The sequence below is a fragment of the Clostridioides sp. GD02367 genome (assembly GCF_045900275.1).
Lineage (GTDB): Bacteria > Bacillota > Clostridia > Peptostreptococcales > Peptostreptococcaceae > Clostridioides > Clostridioides difficile_A.
This window is the reverse complement of record NZ_JBJODK010000013.1, coordinates 100,443-120,971: the sequence shown is the minus strand read 5'-3', so window position 1 is coordinate 120,971 and position 20,529 is coordinate 100,443. Positions and strand designations below refer to the sequence as shown.

Genomic DNA, 20,529 nt, shown 5'->3' with positions numbered 1-20,529 from the left:
ATGGTATTTAATTTATTTATATTATAATTTTATTAGAATGATTATTGGTTACTGATAGTTAATTATGAAAGGAGAAAAGGTTTGTTAACAATGCTTAAATCAGATAATGAAATAGAAGAGGTAAATCTATTAATAAAATTTGGTACAAAAGAAAATCTAGAAAAACTGAAAAAAGGGGAAATATATACAAATAATTTAAAATATTTTATTGATTTAGAAGAGACATATGGGAAAATTGGAATTGGAGATAGAGATGAAAGTGCATTATTACTTAATGGAGTAAACTTTCGTTTTTTTGAAGCTAACACAAGAAAACCAGTTAGACCTCTAAAAGCACTTTTAGGAATTGACATGGGCGATTTTGAATTTAAGGCTTCTGAAACGAGAGTTAGAGTAGAAGGGTACACAAGAAAGCCAGTATTTTGTTTATTAGGAATAAGTAAAAGTGATTTAGAGTACGTCGATAAACATTTAATTCTAAGTTTTGATGATAATAAAATTAAATATTTAGAAAAGGAATTTGGAAATTATACTCATGCACTAATTATAGAAGCAGGAGAATTTATAAAGCGAATTATCAAAGTTACTAAAACTAGAGATATTGGTTTAGAATTTGGATATGTAAAATATTATAATCCTAACATTAACCAGTTTGAAAGAATAAGAGATTTTAATACATCAAGAAGAGCATTTTGGAAAAAAGATTACTTTAAGAGACAACAAGAATTTAGAATAATATTTGATAATATCTTAATAGATAGTGGACAAATATTAATTAACATAGGTGATATATCTGATATAAGTGCAATGTGTGAAATAAATGATTTATTAAGTAAAGATTTTGAGTTAGAGTTGAATTATTAGAATCTGTTTTTTTATAATGTACTGATGATTATTAAGTATTTAGTTGGCATTTAAATTACATTAACTTTATTGAAAGCTATTGATATATCATGTGATTATAGTGTAAATATATATTTTTGTGTATTGTATTAAGAAAAAATAAATGAGTTAAATGTAATATGTTTAAAAATATAGCAACTCTATAACTAAAAATATTAACAAGATATATAAAACTATAATACATATTGTAACAATAAAGTGAACGAAAATTATCATACTAAAACATAAGACATGTTCTAATTGTATTAGATATATACATTAGCATACACTAAAGCACTCTTTTTATAGGGGTGCTTATTTTTAAAACTATCAAGAACCTTACTCAACATATCTTAGAAACGATTTAAATAGGTCTTTTTCATAGAGTAAACTATATGATATAATAAAAAAAGTAAAGATGAACATCCAATCCATCTTTACTAAGTTAATCATATTAAAGAGAGCATTTTCTGTCGTAAGGGATGCTCTTTTTACTTTTCCAAACAACTTTGTTTTTTCACCTGTAATTATCAAATCAATCTTATTATCTTCTAATATTTCTGTTACGAAAATATTTAATTAATGATATATAAATGATTTTAGAAATTTAAAAAACTTACTCTGTCATTGTATATAGACAATGTAATATCTTCAATATCTGTTATAAAATTTTATTAAAAAAAATAAATTAGTACAATAATGGAATAATTTGGTTGTTATAGAATCTATTTGTATATATAATTAATTTGAGGAAATTTAAATTTAGAGGGGGAGAATTTGTGAGAAAAAAAGTTATAATATCAATACTAGGGGTTTTATGTGTAATTATTCTGACTGGATGTTCAAGTAAAAATAACGATGAAGGTGAGGTTACACCTGTTTCTAATTCAGAAAATGTTTTACAAGAAGAAGATCTAGATCAGTTTAAGGTAGAATCTATTAGAGAAGTACATAATTTAAATGAAGAATTACAGGCAAAAACTCAAGAGACATATGGTTTAATGAATGAGTGGGTTAATCAAGGTACTGATAGTAGCGAAATGATAAAAGGATTTTTAGAGCTTCAATATTTCTGTAGAGAAAAAGTTGGGGCAATAGAAGATGTAGAAAATGATATATCATTAAAAAATATAGAACTTACAGAAAAAGAAGGTAATATAATAAAATATACTAAAAAGAATTTAGAAGATATGGAAGAAGTTGTGGATCTTATAATAGATGGAGTAATGAACAGTAATAGTGAGTCTCTACAAAAAGCAACTGATATAGTTAAAGATGTTAGATTTTCAGTAATTGCAATGCAAAAATTAGAATATTAGATTAAGAGAATATAAAAATGAGGTAATTAAAATGAAAAATAAAAAAATTATATTAATTGTTTTAGTAGTGATAGTTGGGATTTTTGGAGTAATAAAAGCTCGAGAATCTATAGTATTTGATAAAATTATAAGAGAATATGAAGAAGCTTATACAGATTTTGAAATTTCTGGCGACAAAGCTAAAAATATATTATATATAGATACAATATTAGATATTGACTTGGATGAATATAAGTACAATTCTTTAGTAGGAAGTTTGTGGAAAGAATATGAAGATATAAGTGTTGAAACTACAAATAGTGTAAGAAAAAACATAAAATCAACATATAAGGTAAACATAAATGTAGTTGAAAATGTTTCCAATACTTCTGGAGAGATATTACTGAAAGCTAAAAATGGAAAAATAATATATAATATAATGGAATAAATTGGAATATATATTTATTCCAATCTAATTGATTACACACTCTTATTGGTATAAAATTTAGTTATACATAAATCGGCAAAGGGGTGTAAACTATGAAGATTAGTAAATTACCAGAAGCAGAATTAAAAGTTATGAGATATATTTGGGAAGCTAACAAAGTATTAACTTCTAGAGATTTGGTTAATGCAATGGAAGAAAAATATGATTGGAAAGATACAACTACATTTACAGTATTAAAAAGATTGCAAAGAAGGGAGTTTTTAGAAACAGAGAAAATAGATAAACGTACTCACTATAATGTACTAGTAAAAGAAAAGCAATATCAGAGATTTGAAACAAGAGAATTTATAAAGAATATACATAAAAATTCAGTTAAGAGTTTAATTTCAGCATTACATAGAGATGATGAAGAATTAGATTATGATAAATTAGATGAACTAGAAGAGTATTTCAATAATTTAGAAGAAAATGAGAAATAAAGAGTATTATTTTACAAAGAAAAAATGGGTGGCAAATTGTTTTTGCCACCCATTTGCCACCGAACTTATTATATAAAATTAACTATAAATAAATAAACATAAATAAGATAAAATAAAAACATTGATTTAATGTCTGATATTTTAACGGTTTCAAAATAAATATAAATAAATATAAATAAACATAAAGAAAATACTACAATTTGTAACTGGAATTCAAGTACTTGTAATTAAATAATTAAATTTTAATTGGTGATAAAATAATATGAAAATTCTGGATTAAATAATGTGAAAATAGACTAGTGATTATCTAGTCTATTTTTATTTGGTAAAATTTTACCCTTTACATTTTGTTCAAGTTTTATCTACAGTATATAATAGTAAAGTAATAAACTTACAATCAATAAAATAAAGAAGGTGTTTGTATGTATAAAATAGGTGAAGCTTCAAAAATAACTAAAATATCATCTAGAATGCTCAGATATTATGATAAAGAAAATATATTGAAACCTAGTCACATAGAAAATAATGGATATAGATACTATACAGAGGGAGACATTAATGTAATATCAAAAATCAAAAACTTAAGAAGGTATGAATTTACTTATGAAGAAATAAAAGATATATTCGATAATAATAAATATGAAAGTATAGATATATATATCAATAAGATTGAAGAATTAACAAAAAAGGTAAATACATATGGGTATTTAATTTCAGAAATAGAAGAAAAGGTGAAATTTAAAGATATAATCATAAATAATTATGATATTAATATTTGTGAACGACAATCAGTTAATACATTGTGCCAAAAAGCTATTATTAATTATAAGGATATAGGAGAATTTATAGAATCTTGCTATAATGCGATTTCAAAAAACAAATCTAATAAAGTTGGATATTATTATGTAATGTTTTACAATAATGAAAATGTAGATGAAAACACATATGAAATAGAATATTATCAACCTATTATAGATAATAAAGATATAAAAGGATTTAATAATAAGGTAATTGAAAGCGGTACATATATTAGTACAATATGTTATGGAGATTATGAAAATTTAACTGGTGCTTATTCTGCTTTGTACAAGTGGATTAAAAATAACGATTTTAAAATTAAAGGAAATTTTGTTGAAAAATACTTTGTAGACTCATTATTAACTCCATTTAGCTACGAATTTATAACAGAAGTATCTATAAAAGTTTCAAAAGATTAGTTGACCTTGACATTATGATAACCTTTATACTTGAAATATAAAAATAGAGGAGGTTATTATGAATAAGAGAATTTTAATGCTGGGATTATCACTACCATTATTATTGATGATAAGAGAATTTACAAAAGGATATGAAAACAAAACCATAAATCAAAATAATCAACAAAAGTATTATATGCCACTAGAAGATGAAGAACATGAAGGAACTTGGTTGCAATGGCCTCATAGTTATACTTATGGGAAAAAATATCAAAATGGAATAGAAGATGTATGGGTAAATATGACAAAGTCTTTAGTGAAAGGTGAGAATGTTCATATAGTAGTTTATAATAAAAGTGAAAAAGATAGAATAGAAAATTTATTGAAAAAAGAAAATATTGATATGAATTATATAGATTTTTATATTTATAAAACTGATGATGCTTGGATAAGAGATAATGGTCCTATATTTGTATATGATGAAAGCGATGAACTTGTAATATTAGATTGGGGATTTAATGGTTGGGGAAGAAAAGAACCATATAGTAAATCAAATCAAATTCCTAAAAATATAAGTGAAGACTTAGGAGTGAAAAGTATAAATTTAAAAGAAGTAGTTTTGGAGGGTGGAGCAATGGAACTTGATGGTGGTGGAACATTTCTAGCAACTAAAAGTTCTATAATAAATAAAAATAGAAATAAAAACTTAAGCCAAGGTGATATAGAAAAATATATAAGAAGATATTATGGTGTAGAAAAATTTATATGGTTAGATGGTGTGGTTGGAATAGATATAACAGACTTTCATATTGATGGATTTGCAAAATTTTATGATGAATCAACAATAATTACATTAAATGAAAAAGGATTGATAGATTGGGGTCTAAAACAAAACGATATTAATATATTATTGAATTCAACTAATGAAAAAGGAGAAAAGTATAATTATATATATCTACCACTTACACAAAATAATGTTAAATTAAAAAATGGAAAAAACTTAGAATATCAAGGTTCATATATGAATTTTTATATAGGTAATAAAGTTGTATTAGTTCCAAATTACGATGACCCAAATGATAAAGTTGCAAATCAGATTATACAAGATTTATATCCTGATAGAAAAGTAATAGGAATAGATATAAGAGAGTTGTATAAAGATGGTGGAATGATTCATTGTGTAACTCAACAACAGCCTATAGATATAGTTAAAAATAGAGAATAATAGAGTGTGATATGAATTGATATTGGCAGAGTATTTATGGACAAAAGATTCTTTAATAAGTAAAAGAAAAATTTAAGAGTTTAGAAGAAAATCATTAATAAGACACATTATTGTTTAACAAAGAAAAATGGAGTGGCAATTTTTTTGCCACCCATTTGCCACTACATTTTCAAATCGGTGGCAAATTGTATCATTATAGTTGTTTTTTATATTTCTAAAGTTTCTATAAGAGGGTTATCACTAAATAATTTTAATAAATTTGTTTTTTTGTATCCTTTAGGTAACTTAGTATATATAACTATTTCTAACCAATCTCCATCAAGACGTTTAATATTCATGTTTATAATTTCAATATTAGATTTCTTAAATTTCTCCTCAATGTACTCTATAGAATCAGTGCTATTAGAAATTTTGAGAGAAACTTGTTCTGCTGTAGGAAGTTTCATCCATTTCCTATCTCTATGGAGTAATATCTGTACAATAACAATGATAATACTTGAAACAATACCTAATAAATATAGTCCAGAGCCAATAGCAAGCCCTGTACCAGCTGTTGCCCATATACCAGCAGCTGTAGTAAGTCCACTTACTGATTGATTTCTAATAAATATTAATCCAGCTCCTAAGAAACCTATTCCACTAACAACTTGTGCTGCAACACGGGCTGGGTCTAGACCAATACCTGGAGTACCTACTATATCATTAAACCCATACTTAGAAACAATGATTATAAGTGCTGAACCTAATGCCACTATAAAATGAGTTCGTATTCCAGCTTCTTTTAGTCTATTTTTCCTTTCATATCCAATTAAAGCTCCACAGAAACCAGCAATAATGATTCTTGCTATATACCCAAATTGAATTAGTATATGATTATTCATTTGTCTAGCACCCCTTTCTATATAATATTATATATACTATAATACTACATTTTTTATGTGGATATAGTAAAGTTTAAAATTTATATAATAGTTATATATGAATATAAAATAGATAAGGGTATTTTATATATATAAAAATGGTAGAAAGTATCTAATTTTAAATGATTAAAAAGCATACTTAAATAGGTTAAGTTTGCTTTTTTTAATATGGTGAATATTTTTATTTATAACAACTAGACAAAAAAATATCTGTATTTTTTATATCTGCAAAACTATTCTGCAATGATGCCATGAATACTTGATGGACAGTGTTTGCATGAATTTCTACATCACACCAAGATAAATTTTTTGTTGTACAGGCATCATCTATAAGAGTTATGTCGTATCCCAATTTTTTTGCTGTTCTTACACTTGTATCAATGCACATATGACTCATCATCCCACAAATCACCAACTTAGTTATACTTTTTTTCTCAAGTACAGTGTGTAGGCTGGTTTGAAAAAAACTGTCTGGTGAATGTTTAATTATAATTTCTTCATTTGCCAGTGGAAAAACAGTTTCATTTATTTCTGAACCATAAGTGTGAGGAAGAAAAAAAGAAGCTGTTTTATCTGTTGATATATGTTGTACATGAATAACTGGTAAGTCATTTTTTCTAAAGAACAGCAATATTTTCTTTGTATTTTCAGCAGCTTTTTTTGATTCAAATAATTCGCATTTTCCGTTTTTAAAATAATCATTCTGAATATCAATTAGTATTAAAGCTATAGACATGTTTATACCTCCTATCTATCCTTATTATAATATTCATATAAGAAATGTAAATTACTTACTTTTTAGTATGTATAAAACTATTTATTATAACAAATTCCTTTGCTATCTAGAACCCCTTGTTGACCGTTTTCAAGCATATATTCTATACCTATTTCTTGCATTATTTCCACAGCCTTTAACATTTTTTTACCACGGTCAGTAAGAAAATATTCAACATGTAATGGATAACCAGCTGAACTTATCTTATCAACGATACCAAATTCATGTAGTTCTTTTAATTGTTGAATTAACATTTTTTGATTTATTCCCAAAATACTATGTTCTAACTCAGAAAATGTCTTATTAGACTGTCTCAATTCAAATACAAGGATAGTTTTCCATTTTCCTTTGATTATGTCATGTACAATTTCAAGAGGACATGTGTATTCATCTCTTATTTTCATAATATATCACCCCCATAAAATGATAATAAATTATATCACTTGTATTGTGATATGACAAATATATATGAATTGTATGTAAAGTTTATGGTTTATTAAGTTCTAAAATTCTTCTAGCGTAGTTCACATTTAATACACAAATAATTAGTAAGATATAAGTAAATAAACATATAAAATGACTACAGAAATTTAACTTTAAAATAATTTATGATAATTTAGAGGAGGAAAATATATGAATATATCAAGAAAAGCTATGAAAATAATAGAATTGGCACAAAGAATTGCAATTAAGAAAGGAATCTCAGTGGAAGAGGCTTGGAATGAAGCGATGACAGAATATAAAAATAAATATGAACACATTGCATAGACATTAAAAAATGTAATTTAATTAAAATATAAAAATGACATATAATATTTTAATTGTATACTTTTATAAGAAATTAATTAGCTTACAATTCTAAATTATTTTTGAAAAATTAAGAATATTTGGTGGAATATAATGGATTTAAATGATACTATAAATTATAAGGTATATCATTATTAATACAAAAGGAGGATATATACTTGATTGTAAAAATAGATAATACTTTAGAAAAAGAATTTTGGCAATATGTATCACATGAAGAAAGTCTAAACTTATTCATAATTGGATATGTTGAAAACTATGGGTTTAGCTCCTACTCTCAAGATATATGGTCTCAAATGAAAGGAGGAAATATAACTTCTATAATATTAAAGAATAAGTCAAAACTTGTAATTTATAGTCTAAAAAATGACTTTGATGTAAAAGAGATGAAACATCATATAAAAGATTTGGATGTAGAAAGTATAAGTGGAAAAAAGTGTGTAATAGATAGACTAATAAGCGAATATAAAGATTTTTATGAAAAACTAGATAATAAATTTTGTATATTAAAGGAAATAAAAGAAATAGATTTTTCTCACATGAAAGAGTATAAAATAGAAACAGCTCAGGAAAAAGATATTGATGAGATAGGAAAACTTTTAAATATCTCAGATTATAAAGTAAGTAAAAATTACATAGAAGAAAGAAAAGAGCATTTAAAAGAAGGAAATGTAAGAGCATATTTTATTAAAAATAATGATACTATGATTAGCACTGCATCAACTGGAATGGAAACTAGTTTTTTGGCAATGGTAGTATCTGTAAGTACAGATAAAGCATATAGAGGAAAAGGATTTGCAAGTTATATAGTTTACAATTTAAGTAAAGAATTATTGTTGGAAGGAAAAGTCCCATGTCTTTTTTATAACAATGATATAGCAGGTAAAATATATCAAAATATAGGATATAAAGAGATAAATGAATGGACAATTCTTTTTAAATAAATATAAAAAATAAAAAACTCCATTAGGAATTAAAGTATTTATAAATAGTTTTATTTTTACTCTAATTCATGATGGAGTTTTGTTGAAATAAAATATTATTTTTTATTACTTAGATAATCAAGAGTTTTAAGTTTATAACCTTCTTTTTCCCAATGTGTAAGTACTTCATCCAATATTTCAGTATTTGTTGAAGAATTTGGATGTAATAAAACTATTGCCCCAGGATGCGTTCTTGAATAAATTTTGTTTTTAGCAAATTCATGCGTAGGTTGTTTCTTTTCATACCAATCCACATAAGCAAAACTCCAAAATATAGATTTATATCCTAAATCTTTTGTGTATTTTAAAGATTGCTCACTGAATTTACCCATTGGAGGTCTAAAATATTTGGGCATTTCTTTTCCAGTAACATCTTTATATGCCTTTTCTACACTTGTAATTTCTTCTTTGAATTTTTCAAAATCTGTAATATCTGCCATTGATGGATGACTTTTTGAATGATTACAAACTAAATGACCTTCTTTTTCCATACGTTTTACTAAATCTGGATTGCTTTTTATATAACTTTCAACTACGAAAAACTGTGCTTTAGCATTATGTTTTTTTAATGTATCTAATAACTTTGGAGTGTTCCCACTTTCATATCCAGCATCAAATGATAGATATATAACTTTCTCATTAGGATTTCCTACATAGTAAGAATCATATTTTTTAAAAAAAGTTGCTTCTTTTATAGGAGATGGCTGTTTACCATCCTCTCTAGGGTTAAAATACCAATCATATTCATGTGTATCGAGTGTTGGGCTAGAAATTTGAGTTTTTGTCTTATCTAATGATTTAAAGTTTACACTAGCGATTCCCAAAAGTATTAGAGCAAATGTTCCTATCAGAATGTATTTTTTTAGGCTATCTTTTTTCACAATTTCACCTCTTATTTAAAATTTCAAGTGCATTTCTTACAATATAGTTTGAATATTTATAGTTAAAAATATTCATATATACAGATAATAAATTAAAGAAATTTGTTGTAAGATATATAAAATTAATATTAATTATATTAAATAAAGTACATATAAATGATAAAATATAAAGAGCAATTATTGTAAATAAGTTAGACTTGTTTAACTTGAAGGGATATAAAAATGGATAATATAATAAGTATGTTGAATAATGTTGTTTTTTTAGATATAGAAATTAGTGGATTAGATTATTTAAATTCAGAAATTTTAGAAGCTGGAGCTGTTAAGGTTAAAGATTGGAAGATAGATACATATCAATCATTAATAAAAAATAAATACGATGTACCTATAGAAGTATTTTCACTATGTAGTAATTTAAATAAAAGTGATTTAGAAATAGCTCATGATATAGAAAAAGTAGAAGATGAACTTATAAATTTTGTAGAAGATAGTTTGATTATATGTCATGATTTAAGTTTGAAAAAAAAGTTTTTTGAGTATCATATGCCAAAGTTAAAAAATAAGTTTATTGATTTAATTGAATTAGCAGTTATTTTAGAACCATATCATAAAGAATATAGTCTAGAGTATTTAAAAAATAATTTGACTGCTTGCGATTCTAAAATAAAAAATAGAGCTCTATCAGATGTATTTGATATCATAAATATTTTAAATTGTCTCCTAGTAAGATTTAATAATTATGAGAAAAGTACTTTAGAGCCATTGAGTTTTAAAATAAATTCTTATCTTAAGAAGTTTAATCTTTCAACCTGGGAATGGAGTAAATTTTTAGAGGATGCAAACTATGATTTATCAAATAATATAAATATTAAAAAAGAATATAAGAAGCCTAACTCAAAAGAAGAGAAGAAAAAAGAAAGAGAAACATTAAAAATTTTAAATGAAGAGAAAAATAATTATGAAGAACTATTGAGATACAAGACCATATGGGAGAATAAAGAAGGATTTACATATGAGTATAGAACAGGTCAGTATGAGCTTACTAAAATGATAAGAGAGTTGTTTAGAAATAGTGAAGATGATGAAAAAATTGCATGTATAGAAGCACCAACTGGTATAGGTAAAAGTGTAGGGTATTTATTGCCAGCGATATTAGAATCTAGAATTAATAAGAAAAGGTTGTTAATTTCTACTGATACAAAGGAATTGCAGATACAATTAATAAATAAAGACATTCCAAACGTGTTAGACTCTTTAGGGTTAAATGGAAAAGTAAGTTATGGGTATATAAAAGGAAAAAATAACTATATTTGCATAGATAGATTGGAAGCATATATAGCAGATTACGAATCTCAAGAGCCTACTAAGGGAGAAATATTGTCTTTGATATTTTTAGAGAGATTAGTTGAAGGTGGTAAACATGGAGATATAGAAGAAATAAATTATTGGGTGTTGGATAATTTTAAGGAAATAAATGTACACTTGAGAAATATAAGCTGTGACCCAAATATGTGTAGACCTAAAAAGTGTAAAAAAGATTGCCTATATAAGAAAAGAACAGAAGAATTGAAAGAAGAACATATAACAGTAGTAAACCATTCTTTATTAGCTAAATGGCCATATAAAGATGAAAAACCTCTAGAAAATATAATAGTAGATGAAGCACATAATTTGACTGAAAAAGGATATGATTTCTTTTCAAGCATTATAAATTCAAAATCTTTAAGATATTTATTGCAAGAAATTTATCCATATGAATTCATTCAAGATAGTAGCTTCATATATAAAAAATATAGTAAAAATATGAGAAAAATAAAGGCTTTTGATAAATTTTATCATGTATTAAAAATTGAAAGAAAAGATAAACAAAAAATTGCTAGAAGTATAAATCTTATTCTTGAAGAGATAGATTCAATATTAGACTTTGGTAGTTGTAATGAATATAATAGTGTAAGTAATTATAATTTAAGATGGGAATTAAATCTGCAAATAGATGAAATTGTGGGAAAACTAAAAAAAGATGGTATAGATACTGAAATAAGTTATAGATTGTATAGTGAAAAGATAAAATCAAGTTGTGAAAAAATAATAAAAAATTTAGTTGCAATAATAATAACAATTTATAGAAATATTGATGATGATAGTATAGATAAAGAAACCGACATATATAAATTTGGGAAAGCGAAGGCGAGAGACTTAGAGGATATAAAGATTATATTTGAAATATTTTTAGAGTATGATGAAAAGGATGATTATGCAAGAATAGTTGAAATTGAGAAGAATTATAATGATTTTGAATTTAGAGTAGTTCCATTAAAAATAGCAGATTTATTTGAAGAAAATATCTTATCTCAGTTAGAAAAAGGAATATTTTTATCTGCAACCTTGAGTTTATCTGAAAATATGTCTTATTTTAAAAATACATTAGGAATAGATAGAGTTAAGAATGTAGAAAAGATTATAGAACCAATTTTTGATTATAAAAATATGGTATCTGTAGTTGCCTTTTCTGATATATGTGAATACAGGAATACTGAATTCCCAAATGAAATGAGTAAAATTATATCTAATATATCACAAATTACAGAAGGTCATACATTGGCTCTTTTTAATAGTAAAGATAGACAGGAAAAGACTTATGAAATATTGAAAAAATATTTACATGGTTTTAATTTAGAACTTTATGCTGATAAAAAAGGGATTAGACATCTTAATGATTTGAATCGAAAGTGTGTTGTACTTGGCTCAAAAGGATGTTTTGAAGGTGTAGATATTCCAGGAGATGGTCTGGTATGTGTAACGTTAGACAAGCTTCCAAATCTAAATCCAAAAGACCCTTTGTATTTTACTATAATGAAGAAGTATAATATAGATTACTACACTATAAATTATCCACAAATGACAATCAAGGTAAAACAAGCTATGGGGAGAATTTTAAGAAGTAAATATGATTATGGATGTTTTGTGATTTTTGATGCAGGAACCAATATAAGTATACTAAAGAGGTTAGAGAAAGATTTGCATGGTTGTAAAATTTCTAAAATGAATAGTAATGAATTTTATACCTATATAAAGCATCATTTAAATAAATCTAGAAGTTCAATCCTAAAATCTGTTATATTTGACACTGTAAAAGCACTAAATGTTGATGCTAGAATAGATAAGAATGATGTTGATAAAGATATAATAAGAAAAGATATGAATGAAAATATAAGACAAAGAGCTATAAAAGGGGAAGTGTATTATATAGATATTATAAATAAAGATATGAAAGTAAAGTATTTTGATAGGAACTATCTGATAAATCTAGATATATTTATGAGAGAAGAACATAAAAACTAAAGGTGGGAGTGATATATTTGGCAAAACAAAAGTTTTATGCTGTAAAAAAGGGTAAAAATATAGGTGTATATAATACATGGGATGAGTGCAAAAAGCAGGTAAACGGATTTTCAGGAGCTGAATATAAGAGTTTTCCTACTTTACAAGAAGCAAAAGAATATATTTATGGTTCAAAAAAAACTAGCTTTAAAGAAGATGAAGAATTTATAGAGGCATATGTAGATGGAAGCTATGAACATTCAATAAAGATGTATGGTTCAGGTGTTGTTATTTTAAAAAATAATGAAGTTATAAAAACATATAGTGAAAAAGGAAAAGATGAAACTCTTGTAGGAATGAGAAATGTAGCTGGAGAAATAGAAGCTTCTAAAATTGCAATGCAATACTGTCTTGAGAATAATATTCAAAATTTGATTTTATATTTTGATTATGAAGGTATAGAAAAGTGGTGTATTGGAGTTTGGAAAACGAATAAAGAAGGAACTATAGCATATAAAAACTTCTATAATAGTATCAAAGCTAAACTAAATGTAAAATTTACAAAAGTCAAAGCACATTCTGGAAACCAATATAATGAGGAAGCTGACAAATTAGCTAAAAAAGCTATTGGGATATAATAAAAGATTATTGACATATAATAAGATGTTGTAGGAGTATATTTAAACTCTTAACTCATAATTAAAAAGCAGGATTGTATTATTAGAAAATAAGTATCTAATTTATAAGTAACTAATCAGTATTATTAATTAGACAAAGTTTATTTAATATAATACAATCTGCTTTTTTGTATAACAAAACTATAAAATTTCCTTACATTATATTAGAACTGACCATAGATACCTTCAAGTTCATCTTTTAATACATCAGGGTCATTTATACCAATGGACATAGTTCTAGCCAATATATTTGCTTGGTCATAAGTTGATGTCCATGAGAATACGCCACCTAGACAATTTCTAAGAACATATTGAGTTTTTAAGAATATAGATAAAGAATCGTCATAGGACATTGCAAACTCTCCATCCTTAACTAAATATGGAACTTGAGCAACATTGTCAAATCTATATTCATACCCATTTTTATTTATATAATCTCTTCTAAGTTCATCGTAAGTTCTTGTTATAGTAGCACCTAATCTTCCATAAAATGGAATACCAAGAAGTATTTTTTCAGAAGGCATTCCAGCATTTTCGAGATTTCTTACCATTATATCAACGCTATATCCTGGTAAAGATAAATCAGATTCAAAAAGATTTGCTTGATGTTTTCTACCATTTGGACCTGTTTCACCTGCTGTAAAATCATAACTCATAAGATTAAAATAATCTATTATTGGAGCTATTTTATCTATTTCAGCACTTGAATTTATATACCCTCTATCTCCTGTTCCAGCCACACTAAGCCATTTTTCATCTCCTATAACATCTCTTATGGCTGTTAATAAAAGTGTAAAGTTTTCTCTATCCTCAGGTCTTGATACTATTCCAGATGCACTACTTCCAGGATATTCCCAGTCTATATCAACTCCATCTAAAGCATATTCATTTATCATCTGATTAACCTGTCTTGCAAAATTGTATCTGGATGTAGGAGTTAATGCTGCATCAGAGAAGCCTTCAGCTCCCCAACCTCCAATAGCTACAATTACTTTTAAACTAGGCTTTTCAGCTTTAAGAGCAAGTAATTGATTTAAAAATCTAGGATAAGGGATAAATAAATTACCAGACTGGTCTATCTCTGCAAAAGCAAAGATAACTGCATCTAATAGTTGAGCATCTACATTAGTTGGATTACCAAGAACATATTCTACCACAATTGGATTTATATCTGGACAATTTGCATTTTCAACTATTGGATTGTATGGGTCTGTTATTTGTGGTCTAACTAATTTTTTTGAATCCTTCAAAGTCTTCATAGCTATTTTCTTAGTATTTTTTTCACTAGTATAATCATAGTTTTTATAATTTTCTTTATAGAAATCCTCATAACTACTATCTTCTTTATCGTAGTTATGATTCATTACATCACAAGATTTATCTTTAAGCTTATTTTGTTTAGAGTTACAAGTTTTATTGGTATTTTTAGTGTGCTTTTGTTCACAGTTAAAATCTTTTTTAGTATCATTACTGTGTTCTTCCTTACAATCGTGAGTTTTGTGCATGTAGTCAGTATTTTTGTCTTCACAATCACCTTTATTTTCAATGTTTTTAGTATGTTCTGTATTCCAGCTACAAGTATTATCAATTTTCTTGTTTAATTCTTCGTCATTATAATTATCTGGTACAAAACATAAGTACCAGTCCATGCAGGAATATTTCTTATTACAGCTGTTAACCCTGTTTTTTAATTCTTTATAGTTTTTAGGATATGGTAAAATCACTGGCATACCAGGGAACCAGTTTGCAGGTGTAACTATGTTGTCTCTGTCGCTAGTTTGAAGAGCATCTACTATTCTAAGTATTTCTGGAATATTTCTTCCTGTAGTAAGTGGATAATAAAGAATCGTTCTCAAAATTTGATTATTATCTATAATAAATACAGAACGAACAGTTGATGTATCACTCATTGGTTTTGATATCATACCATATAACTTTGCAATTCTCATATCTCTATCTTCTATAATAGGAAATGGAATTTCTACACCTGTAAGCAAAGAAATATTGTACATCCAAGCTAGATGTGAACTGTTACTATCGACGCTTAGACCAATTAACTCTGTATTTCTTTTTTTGAACTCGTCATAATATTTAGCAAAGCACAAAAATTCTGTAGTACAAACTGGTGTAAAATCACCAGGATGTGAAAATAAAACAATCCAATTACCTTTATAATCAGAGAGTCTAATAGGGCCGTTTGTTGTATTGGCTTTAAAATCAGGAGCCTTTGATCCTAAACTTGGCAAATTTGGCATGTAAATCACCCCTCAATAAATTATCATTTATTTTATTCTATTAATTAATACAGATTAGTGTTACTACTTTATTAAAAATTAACGAATCCTAATGTCAAAAAAAGATATTTATTAAAAATATTTAATATATTCCTAATATAAATGACAATAGTAATTGCTATTTTTTTACTAATTTGGTATAGTAATGGATAAGGGGTAGTGTCAATATTAGTGATTATACGAGGTGATTGGATTGAAAAAAATTCTAAGAATTTTAGTTATCTCCATGATGATATGTTTTGCAATGACTTTTGCATTAGTATTAATAAATTCAGTTATGGGAGTACATATAGGATTGGATTATTACTTTTTGATGGGCGGTGTAGTTACAGTTTGTTTAACAACTGGAATTGTTTTATGCAATGCTAGAAAAATATTTGATAATAAAACTGTACATAAAACAAGAATGAAAAATGTCAGTGCTAATAAAAAACAAAAAAGTCATTCTAGAGATATAAAGAGAAAGATATCATAGTTTATGTAAAGGAAATATTTATGTATAAAATAATGATTGATAGGTAAAATAAAAACACGATTTAACTTGTGTTTTTATTTTTTTTCAGGAATTATGATATAATAACCAATAAGAAATTTAGTTTACCATAGAATATAAATATTGCTAAATGGAGAGGGAACCATAATGAATTTTAGAGATTTATTTGAGAAAACTGTAGATTTTATTGATGAAAAAAGAAAGTCTATAGTTGCAGTTTCATTATCAGCATTAGGCGTAATTGTTTTAATGATAGTATTTTTCTTAAGCAGTAATGAATTTAGTGTAGGGAATGAAGCTAATGAGTTGTTGAAAATCATAGATAAAAGACAATATTCTATAGCTGTTGATTACTATGCGAGTATAGAAAAAAAGTTTTCTGCTTCAAAAATGGAAAGATTCAATAAGTCTGTTTCTAAAAAAATTAACAAATTATTATTAAATAGTGGTGATAAATACTTAGATGGAGATATAAGTCAAGAAAGTTTTATTGGATTAATAAATACAGTAAAAGAGCTAAATAAAATAAATATAGATGTGGATGATTTGCTAACTCAGGCGGATAGAGTTAAGGAAATGTATAAGGAAGAGAATACTACTTATGATGTTGCCATTAACTACATAAACACTGTTTCAATATTAAATGGAGTGGGTAGTAATTTAGATGTATACAAACAGAATATAGAAACAATTAGGGAATCTAGAGATGTTTATGATTCAGCAGTCAAAGACCAAAAAGTATATAAGTATTATGAAGCTATCGAAAAGTATAATAAAGTATTAAAAGAAGATGAGAAGTATTATAATATGGCTCAAAATGCGAAAAAGCAATGTATTGAGGAAATGTATGATTATTATATAAGTAGAGCTGAAGAGGCAAATACTTCTGGAGATTATGAAAGAGCATTACAGTATATAGAATATTTAAAAGAAGATTATTCAGATGATGAAAAAGTGCAAAGTCTAGAGAAAAAATATAAGAAGAATTTATCATTGTATACTTTAACATCTGATGACATCATAAATGTAATATCCAAAAAAAGTGGCAAGGATAAGTCAAATCTATCTATAAATTCACTTCCACAAATGATAAAAAATAATAAATATTATTATGCTGAAGTATATGAGTATGACAAATTAGTAAATGAGGTTTTAGTAAGTGCAAAAACTAAAGATTTATATTCATATAAAGATGGTAAGAAAGATTACAAAGTAGACTATGGAGATGGATACTTTAGAATATTAGAGGATGGAAGTTATCAATTTGGTATTACTAAAGATAAAGCTAAATTTGTATTAACTAATACTCTTGATGAAAAAGATAACAAATATAAAAAGGTTGAGATATTAGATATAGAGAAAGCTGAGAGGTATGTAAAGAGTAAAAAAACATTAGAAGAGTTATTTGGGAAGTATAAAAATATTTATTATTACGCTATAGTAAACAAAGGATTATTTAAAGGTAAAGAGGTTTATGCTATTAATATTTACAATGAAAAAATATATGCCATATCAGAAAAAGGACTAAATGAATATTAATTAATTATATTGATAATGTTAAATTATTATATAATTAAAAAGTTTTTGGGTTTTTAAGGCAGATTATGTAGTAATATAATAGTAGGTGTATATAAATAATTTTATTGTAAGGAGAAGTATGGGATGAGTAATGTGAACAAAAAGCTAGTTATAGCCATTGGTGCTGTAGCATTAGTAGTCATAATTTTTATAGGCATAATGTGTGTGCAATTTAATGGGGAGAAAATAGCAAAAAACACATATGTTAATGGAGTAAACATTGGCAAATTGACTAAAGCACAAGCAAAACAGGAATTAAGTAAAAAATACAAATTAGAAAATGTTGAGTTTATCTACAATGATAAAAACTGGAAAGTTAAAAGTAAAGATTTAAATTTATCTGCAGATTTGGATAAAACAGTAGAAAATGCATATAATTTAAATAGAAAGAATGGTTTCTTTGGAAATCTATCAAAAACTATTTCAGCAAATTTTGGAAAGAAAAACAACTTAGTAGTAGTGACAAATTATGATAAAAATAAGCTAAAATCAGAAATGGAAAAGATAGCTAAAGAAATAGATGTAGAGGTAAAAGATGCAACACTTGATATAAGTGGTGAAAAAGTAAAAGTTGTACCAGACTCTGATGGTCTTAAAATGGATATTTCTAAGAGTATGGAGAATTTTGAGAATCAAACTAAAAAAGGAAATTATAAGAATAAGTTAGTAGTAAAAGCTACTCCAGCAAAGATAAAAAAAGAGCAACTTGCTAATATAGACACAAATTTAGGCAAGTATTCAACAACATTTAAAACTTCTCAAGTAAATAGAAGTATAAACATAAAATTAGCAACAGATAATATAAGTAATGTATTACTTATGCCAGGAGAAACTTTTTCATTTAACAAGCATACAGGTAAAAGAAGTAAAGAAAATGGATATAAAAGTGCACCTGTAATAATGGAAGGTGAGATGGAAGAAGACTATGGTGGAGGAGTTTGTCAAGTTTCGTCAACACTATATAATTCTGTGTTATATGCAGGATTAGAAATTGTTAATGTAAAAAATCATACAATACCATCAAGTTATGTTCCAAAAGGAAGAGATGCAACTGTTGCAGATAGTGGAATAGATTTCTTATTTAAAAACAATCTAAAGCATCCAGTTTACATAAAAAATTACGTTTCAGGGAATCAAATTGTTTGCAATATATATGGAAGTGCAGAAGACAAACAAAATATAACAATATCAACAAAATTAGATGGTGTTTCACAAACTACAATGAAAAGAGTTAATGATTCTACAATGCCTAAAGGCAAAGAAAAAGTGGAAAAGAGCGGAAGAAATGCATATTCTGTATCAACATATAGAACATTTAATGATGCTAATGGTAAGAAAATTAAAACTGAAAAAATAGCTAATTCATATTATCCTAAGAAGGAAGGTATTATATTAGTTGGAACTATGGAACCAAAACCAGAAGAAAAGCCAAAGACAGATGAAAATAAAAACAATCAAAATTCGAATAATCAAAATAATCAACAAAAACCAGAAACACCACCAACTGATAATAAGCCTAATGAGACACAACCACAACCGCAAGCTTAAAGTTCTCAAGAATAGGATTTATGTAGAGTATTAAAAAATATAAATCTAAATAGGAGGGATTACTTTGAATTTAAATAATATAACGAATTACGTTCAAAGTATTTGCGAGAATATTTCTAATGTGTTGGATGTAGATGTTACTTTAGTTACAAAAGATTTAACTAGGATAGCAGGGACAGGAATATTCAGAGGTAAAATAGGAGAGACAATCTCAGAGAAATCAGTATACTCTCTTGTTTTAAAAGATGGAAAATCCTATGTTATAAATAAGGAAATAGAAGAGAACTGTAATCAATGTGCAAATAGAGAAAATTGTAAAGAGTTAGCTGATATATGTACTCCTGTTAAAATGGGAGAACATATACTTGGAATTTTGGGTATAGCTGCATTTAATGAAGAACAAAAGGAAAAAATACTTTCAAAAGACAAGGAGTTAACTGCTTTTATAAGAAGTATGTCTGACTTAATATCTTTTAAATTAGATGAATTATATAAACAAGAAGTTAAGACTATGGATGACCTTGAGAGGGAAGCTATAGAAAAAGCTATAAAAAAATATGGAAGTAACACAGAAGGTATGAAAAAGGTAGCTGAGGCTTTAAATATAGGCATAGCTACACTGTATAGAAAAGTAAAAAAATTCAACATTAAAAGTTAGTAATATTGGAAAAAGGTAACCTTTTCACAAGAAGAAGAGGATTACCTTTTTTATTATTAGGATAAT

Annotated in this window: 19 protein-coding genes; 14 read left to right on the top strand and 5 right to left on the bottom strand. The window is 26.1% G+C overall.

Annotated elements, in window-relative coordinates:
* Positions 1-81: 81 nt before the first annotated feature.
* The 6 genes from Q3223_RS15775 (at position 82) to Q3223_RS15750 (ending at position 5,528) form a co-directional block, all read left to right on the top strand.
* Positions 82-864 (top strand): hypothetical protein, encoded by a 783-nt coding sequence (locus Q3223_RS15775; protein ID WP_407812185.1) that lies wholly within the window; start codon positions 82-84, stop codon positions 862-864.
* 797 nt (positions 865-1,661) lie between these two features.
* Entirely contained in the window at positions 1,662-2,201 is a 540-nt protein-coding gene (locus Q3223_RS15770; protein WP_407812184.1) for a hypothetical protein, read from the top strand.
* Between the two features lie 31 nt (positions 2,202-2,232).
* The gene (locus Q3223_RS15765) at positions 2,233-2,628 is read left to right on the top strand and encodes a hypothetical protein (protein ID WP_227856198.1); all 396 of its coding nucleotides are present in this window, start codon (positions 2,233-2,235) and stop codon (positions 2,626-2,628) included.
* Positions 2,629-2,720: 92 nt separating this feature from the next.
* On the top strand, positions 2,721-3,107 hold the full coding sequence (locus Q3223_RS15760; RefSeq protein WP_407812183.1) for a BlaI/MecI/CopY family transcriptional regulator: 387 nt from the start codon (positions 2,721-2,723) through the stop codon (positions 3,105-3,107).
* 422 nt (positions 3,108-3,529) lie between these two features.
* The gene (locus Q3223_RS15755) at positions 3,530-4,324 is read left to right on the top strand and encodes a MerR family transcriptional regulator (RefSeq protein WP_054269908.1); all 795 of its coding nucleotides are present in this window, start codon (positions 3,530-3,532) and stop codon (positions 4,322-4,324) included.
* A 58-nt stretch (positions 4,325-4,382) separates the two neighbouring features.
* Entirely contained in the window at positions 4,383-5,528 is a 1,146-nt protein-coding gene (locus Q3223_RS15750) for an agmatine/peptidylarginine deiminase (protein ID WP_407812182.1), read from the top strand.
* Positions 5,529-5,734: 206 nt separating this feature from the next.
* Here the strand turns inward: Q3223_RS15750 and Q3223_RS15745 are convergent, their stop codons facing one another.
* The 3 genes from Q3223_RS15745 to Q3223_RS15735 all read right to left on the bottom strand — a co-directional run bounded on the left by Q3223_RS15745 (position 5,735) and on the right by Q3223_RS15735 (position 7,627).
* On the bottom strand, positions 5,735-6,409 hold the full coding sequence (locus Q3223_RS15745; protein WP_054269910.1) for an MgtC/SapB family protein: 675 nt from the start codon (positions 6,407-6,409) through the stop codon (positions 5,735-5,737).
* Between the two features lie 220 nt (positions 6,410-6,629).
* The gene (locus Q3223_RS15740) at positions 6,630-7,184 is read right to left on the bottom strand and encodes a cysteine hydrolase family protein (RefSeq protein WP_054269911.1); all 555 of its coding nucleotides are present in this window, start codon (positions 7,182-7,184) and stop codon (positions 6,630-6,632) included.
* 77 nt (positions 7,185-7,261) lie between these two features.
* Complete coding sequence (locus tag Q3223_RS15735; protein ID WP_054269912.1) at positions 7,262-7,627, bottom strand: helix-turn-helix domain-containing protein; 366 nt, start codon at positions 7,625-7,627, stop codon at positions 7,262-7,264.
* A 229-nt stretch (positions 7,628-7,856) separates the two neighbouring features.
* Between Q3223_RS15735 and Q3223_RS15730 the strand changes: the two genes are divergently transcribed.
* Both Q3223_RS15730 and Q3223_RS15725 read left to right on the top strand, forming a co-directional pair.
* Positions 7,857-7,991, top strand: coding sequence for a hypothetical protein (locus Q3223_RS15730; RefSeq protein ID WP_054269913.1), 135 nt, complete (start codon positions 7,857-7,859; stop codon positions 7,989-7,991).
* A 197-nt stretch (positions 7,992-8,188) separates the two neighbouring features.
* A complete protein-coding gene (locus Q3223_RS15725) occupies positions 8,189-8,974 on the top strand; it encodes a GNAT family N-acetyltransferase (protein WP_054269914.1) in 786 nt (261 codons plus the stop codon).
* Positions 8,975-9,069: 95 nt separating this feature from the next.
* Here Q3223_RS15725 and pdaA read toward each other — a convergent pair whose 3' ends face one another.
* Positions 9,070-9,894, bottom strand: coding sequence for a delta-lactam-biosynthetic de-N-acetylase (gene pdaA, locus Q3223_RS15720; RefSeq protein WP_407812181.1), 825 nt, complete (start codon positions 9,892-9,894; stop codon positions 9,070-9,072).
* A gap of 222 nt (positions 9,895-10,116) precedes the next feature.
* Between pdaA and Q3223_RS15715 the strand changes: the two genes are divergently transcribed.
* Both Q3223_RS15715 and Q3223_RS15710 read left to right on the top strand, forming a co-directional pair.
* A complete protein-coding gene (locus Q3223_RS15715) occupies positions 10,117-13,236 on the top strand; it encodes a helicase C-terminal domain-containing protein (protein ID WP_054269916.1) in 3,120 nt (1,039 codons plus the stop codon).
* Between the two features lie 17 nt (positions 13,237-13,253).
* Positions 13,254-13,853, top strand: coding sequence for a viroplasmin family protein (locus Q3223_RS15710; protein ID WP_407812180.1), 600 nt, complete (start codon positions 13,254-13,256; stop codon positions 13,851-13,853).
* Positions 13,854-14,056: 203 nt separating this feature from the next.
* Here Q3223_RS15710 and Q3223_RS15705 read toward each other — a convergent pair whose 3' ends face one another.
* Positions 14,057-16,147 carry a peroxiredoxin gene (locus Q3223_RS15705; RefSeq protein ID WP_054269918.1) on the bottom strand — a complete coding sequence of 697 codons (2,091 nt, stop codon included), beginning with the start codon at positions 16,145-16,147 and terminating at the stop codon, positions 14,057-14,059.
* A 265-nt stretch (positions 16,148-16,412) separates the two neighbouring features.
* Here Q3223_RS15705 and Q3223_RS15700 point away from each other — a divergent pair, with 265 nt between their 5' ends.
* The 4 genes from Q3223_RS15700 to Q3223_RS15685 all read left to right on the top strand — a co-directional run bounded on the left by Q3223_RS15700 (position 16,413) and on the right by Q3223_RS15685 (position 20,463).
* Positions 16,413-16,661, top strand: coding sequence for a hypothetical protein (locus Q3223_RS15700; RefSeq protein ID WP_054269966.1), 249 nt, complete (start codon positions 16,413-16,415; stop codon positions 16,659-16,661).
* 165 nt (positions 16,662-16,826) lie between these two features.
* Positions 16,827-18,218 (top strand): hypothetical protein, encoded by a 1,392-nt coding sequence (locus tag Q3223_RS15695; RefSeq protein WP_054269919.1) that lies wholly within the window; start codon positions 16,827-16,829, stop codon positions 18,216-18,218.
* A 123-nt stretch (positions 18,219-18,341) separates the two neighbouring features.
* Positions 18,342-19,805 (top strand): VanW family protein, encoded by a 1,464-nt coding sequence (locus Q3223_RS15690; protein WP_054269920.1) that lies wholly within the window; start codon positions 18,342-18,344, stop codon positions 19,803-19,805.
* A gap of 64 nt (positions 19,806-19,869) precedes the next feature.
* Positions 19,870-20,463 carry a helix-turn-helix domain-containing protein gene (locus Q3223_RS15685; RefSeq protein WP_054269921.1) on the top strand — a complete coding sequence of 198 codons (594 nt, stop codon included), beginning with the start codon at positions 19,870-19,872 and terminating at the stop codon, positions 20,461-20,463.
* Positions 20,464-20,529: the final 66 nt, after the last annotated feature.

Bases quoted from the DNA above. Each gene is read 5' to 3' on its own strand.
- Q3223_RS15765 (WP_227856198.1), top strand. From the start codon at position 2,233: ATGAAAAATAAAAAAATTATATTAATTGTTTTAGTAGTGATAGTTGGG.
- Q3223_RS15760 (WP_407812183.1), top strand. From the start codon at position 2,721: ATGAAGATTAGTAAATTACCAGAAGCAGAATTAAAAGTTATGAGATAT.
- Q3223_RS15755 (WP_054269908.1), top strand. From the start codon at position 3,530: ATGTATAAAATAGGTGAAGCTTCAAAAATAACTAAAATATCATCTAGA.
- Q3223_RS15750 (WP_407812182.1), top strand. From the start codon at position 4,383: ATGAATAAGAGAATTTTAATGCTGGGATTATCACTACCATTATTATTG.
- Q3223_RS15745 (WP_054269910.1), bottom strand. From the start codon at position 6,409: ATGAATAATCATATACTAATTCAATTTGGGTATATAGCAAGAATCATT.
- Q3223_RS15740 (WP_054269911.1), bottom strand. From the start codon at position 7,184: ATGTCTATAGCTTTAATACTAATTGATATTCAGAATGATTATTTTAAA.
- Q3223_RS15735 (WP_054269912.1), bottom strand. From the start codon at position 7,627: ATGAAAATAAGAGATGAATACACATGTCCTCTTGAAATTGTACATGAC.
- Q3223_RS15730 (WP_054269913.1), top strand. From the start codon at position 7,857: ATGAATATATCAAGAAAAGCTATGAAAATAATAGAATTGGCACAAAGA.
- Q3223_RS15715 (WP_054269916.1), top strand. From the start codon at position 10,117: ATGGATAATATAATAAGTATGTTGAATAATGTTGTTTTTTTAGATATA.
- Q3223_RS15705 (WP_054269918.1), bottom strand. From the start codon at position 16,147: ATGCCAAATTTGCCAAGTTTAGGATCAAAGGCTCCTGATTTTAAAGCC.
- Q3223_RS15700 (WP_054269966.1), top strand. From the start codon at position 16,413: ATGATGATATGTTTTGCAATGACTTTTGCATTAGTATTAATAAATTCA.
- Q3223_RS15695 (WP_054269919.1), top strand. From the start codon at position 16,827: ATGAATTTTAGAGATTTATTTGAGAAAACTGTAGATTTTATTGATGAA.
- Q3223_RS15690 (WP_054269920.1), top strand. From the start codon at position 18,342: ATGAGTAATGTGAACAAAAAGCTAGTTATAGCCATTGGTGCTGTAGCA.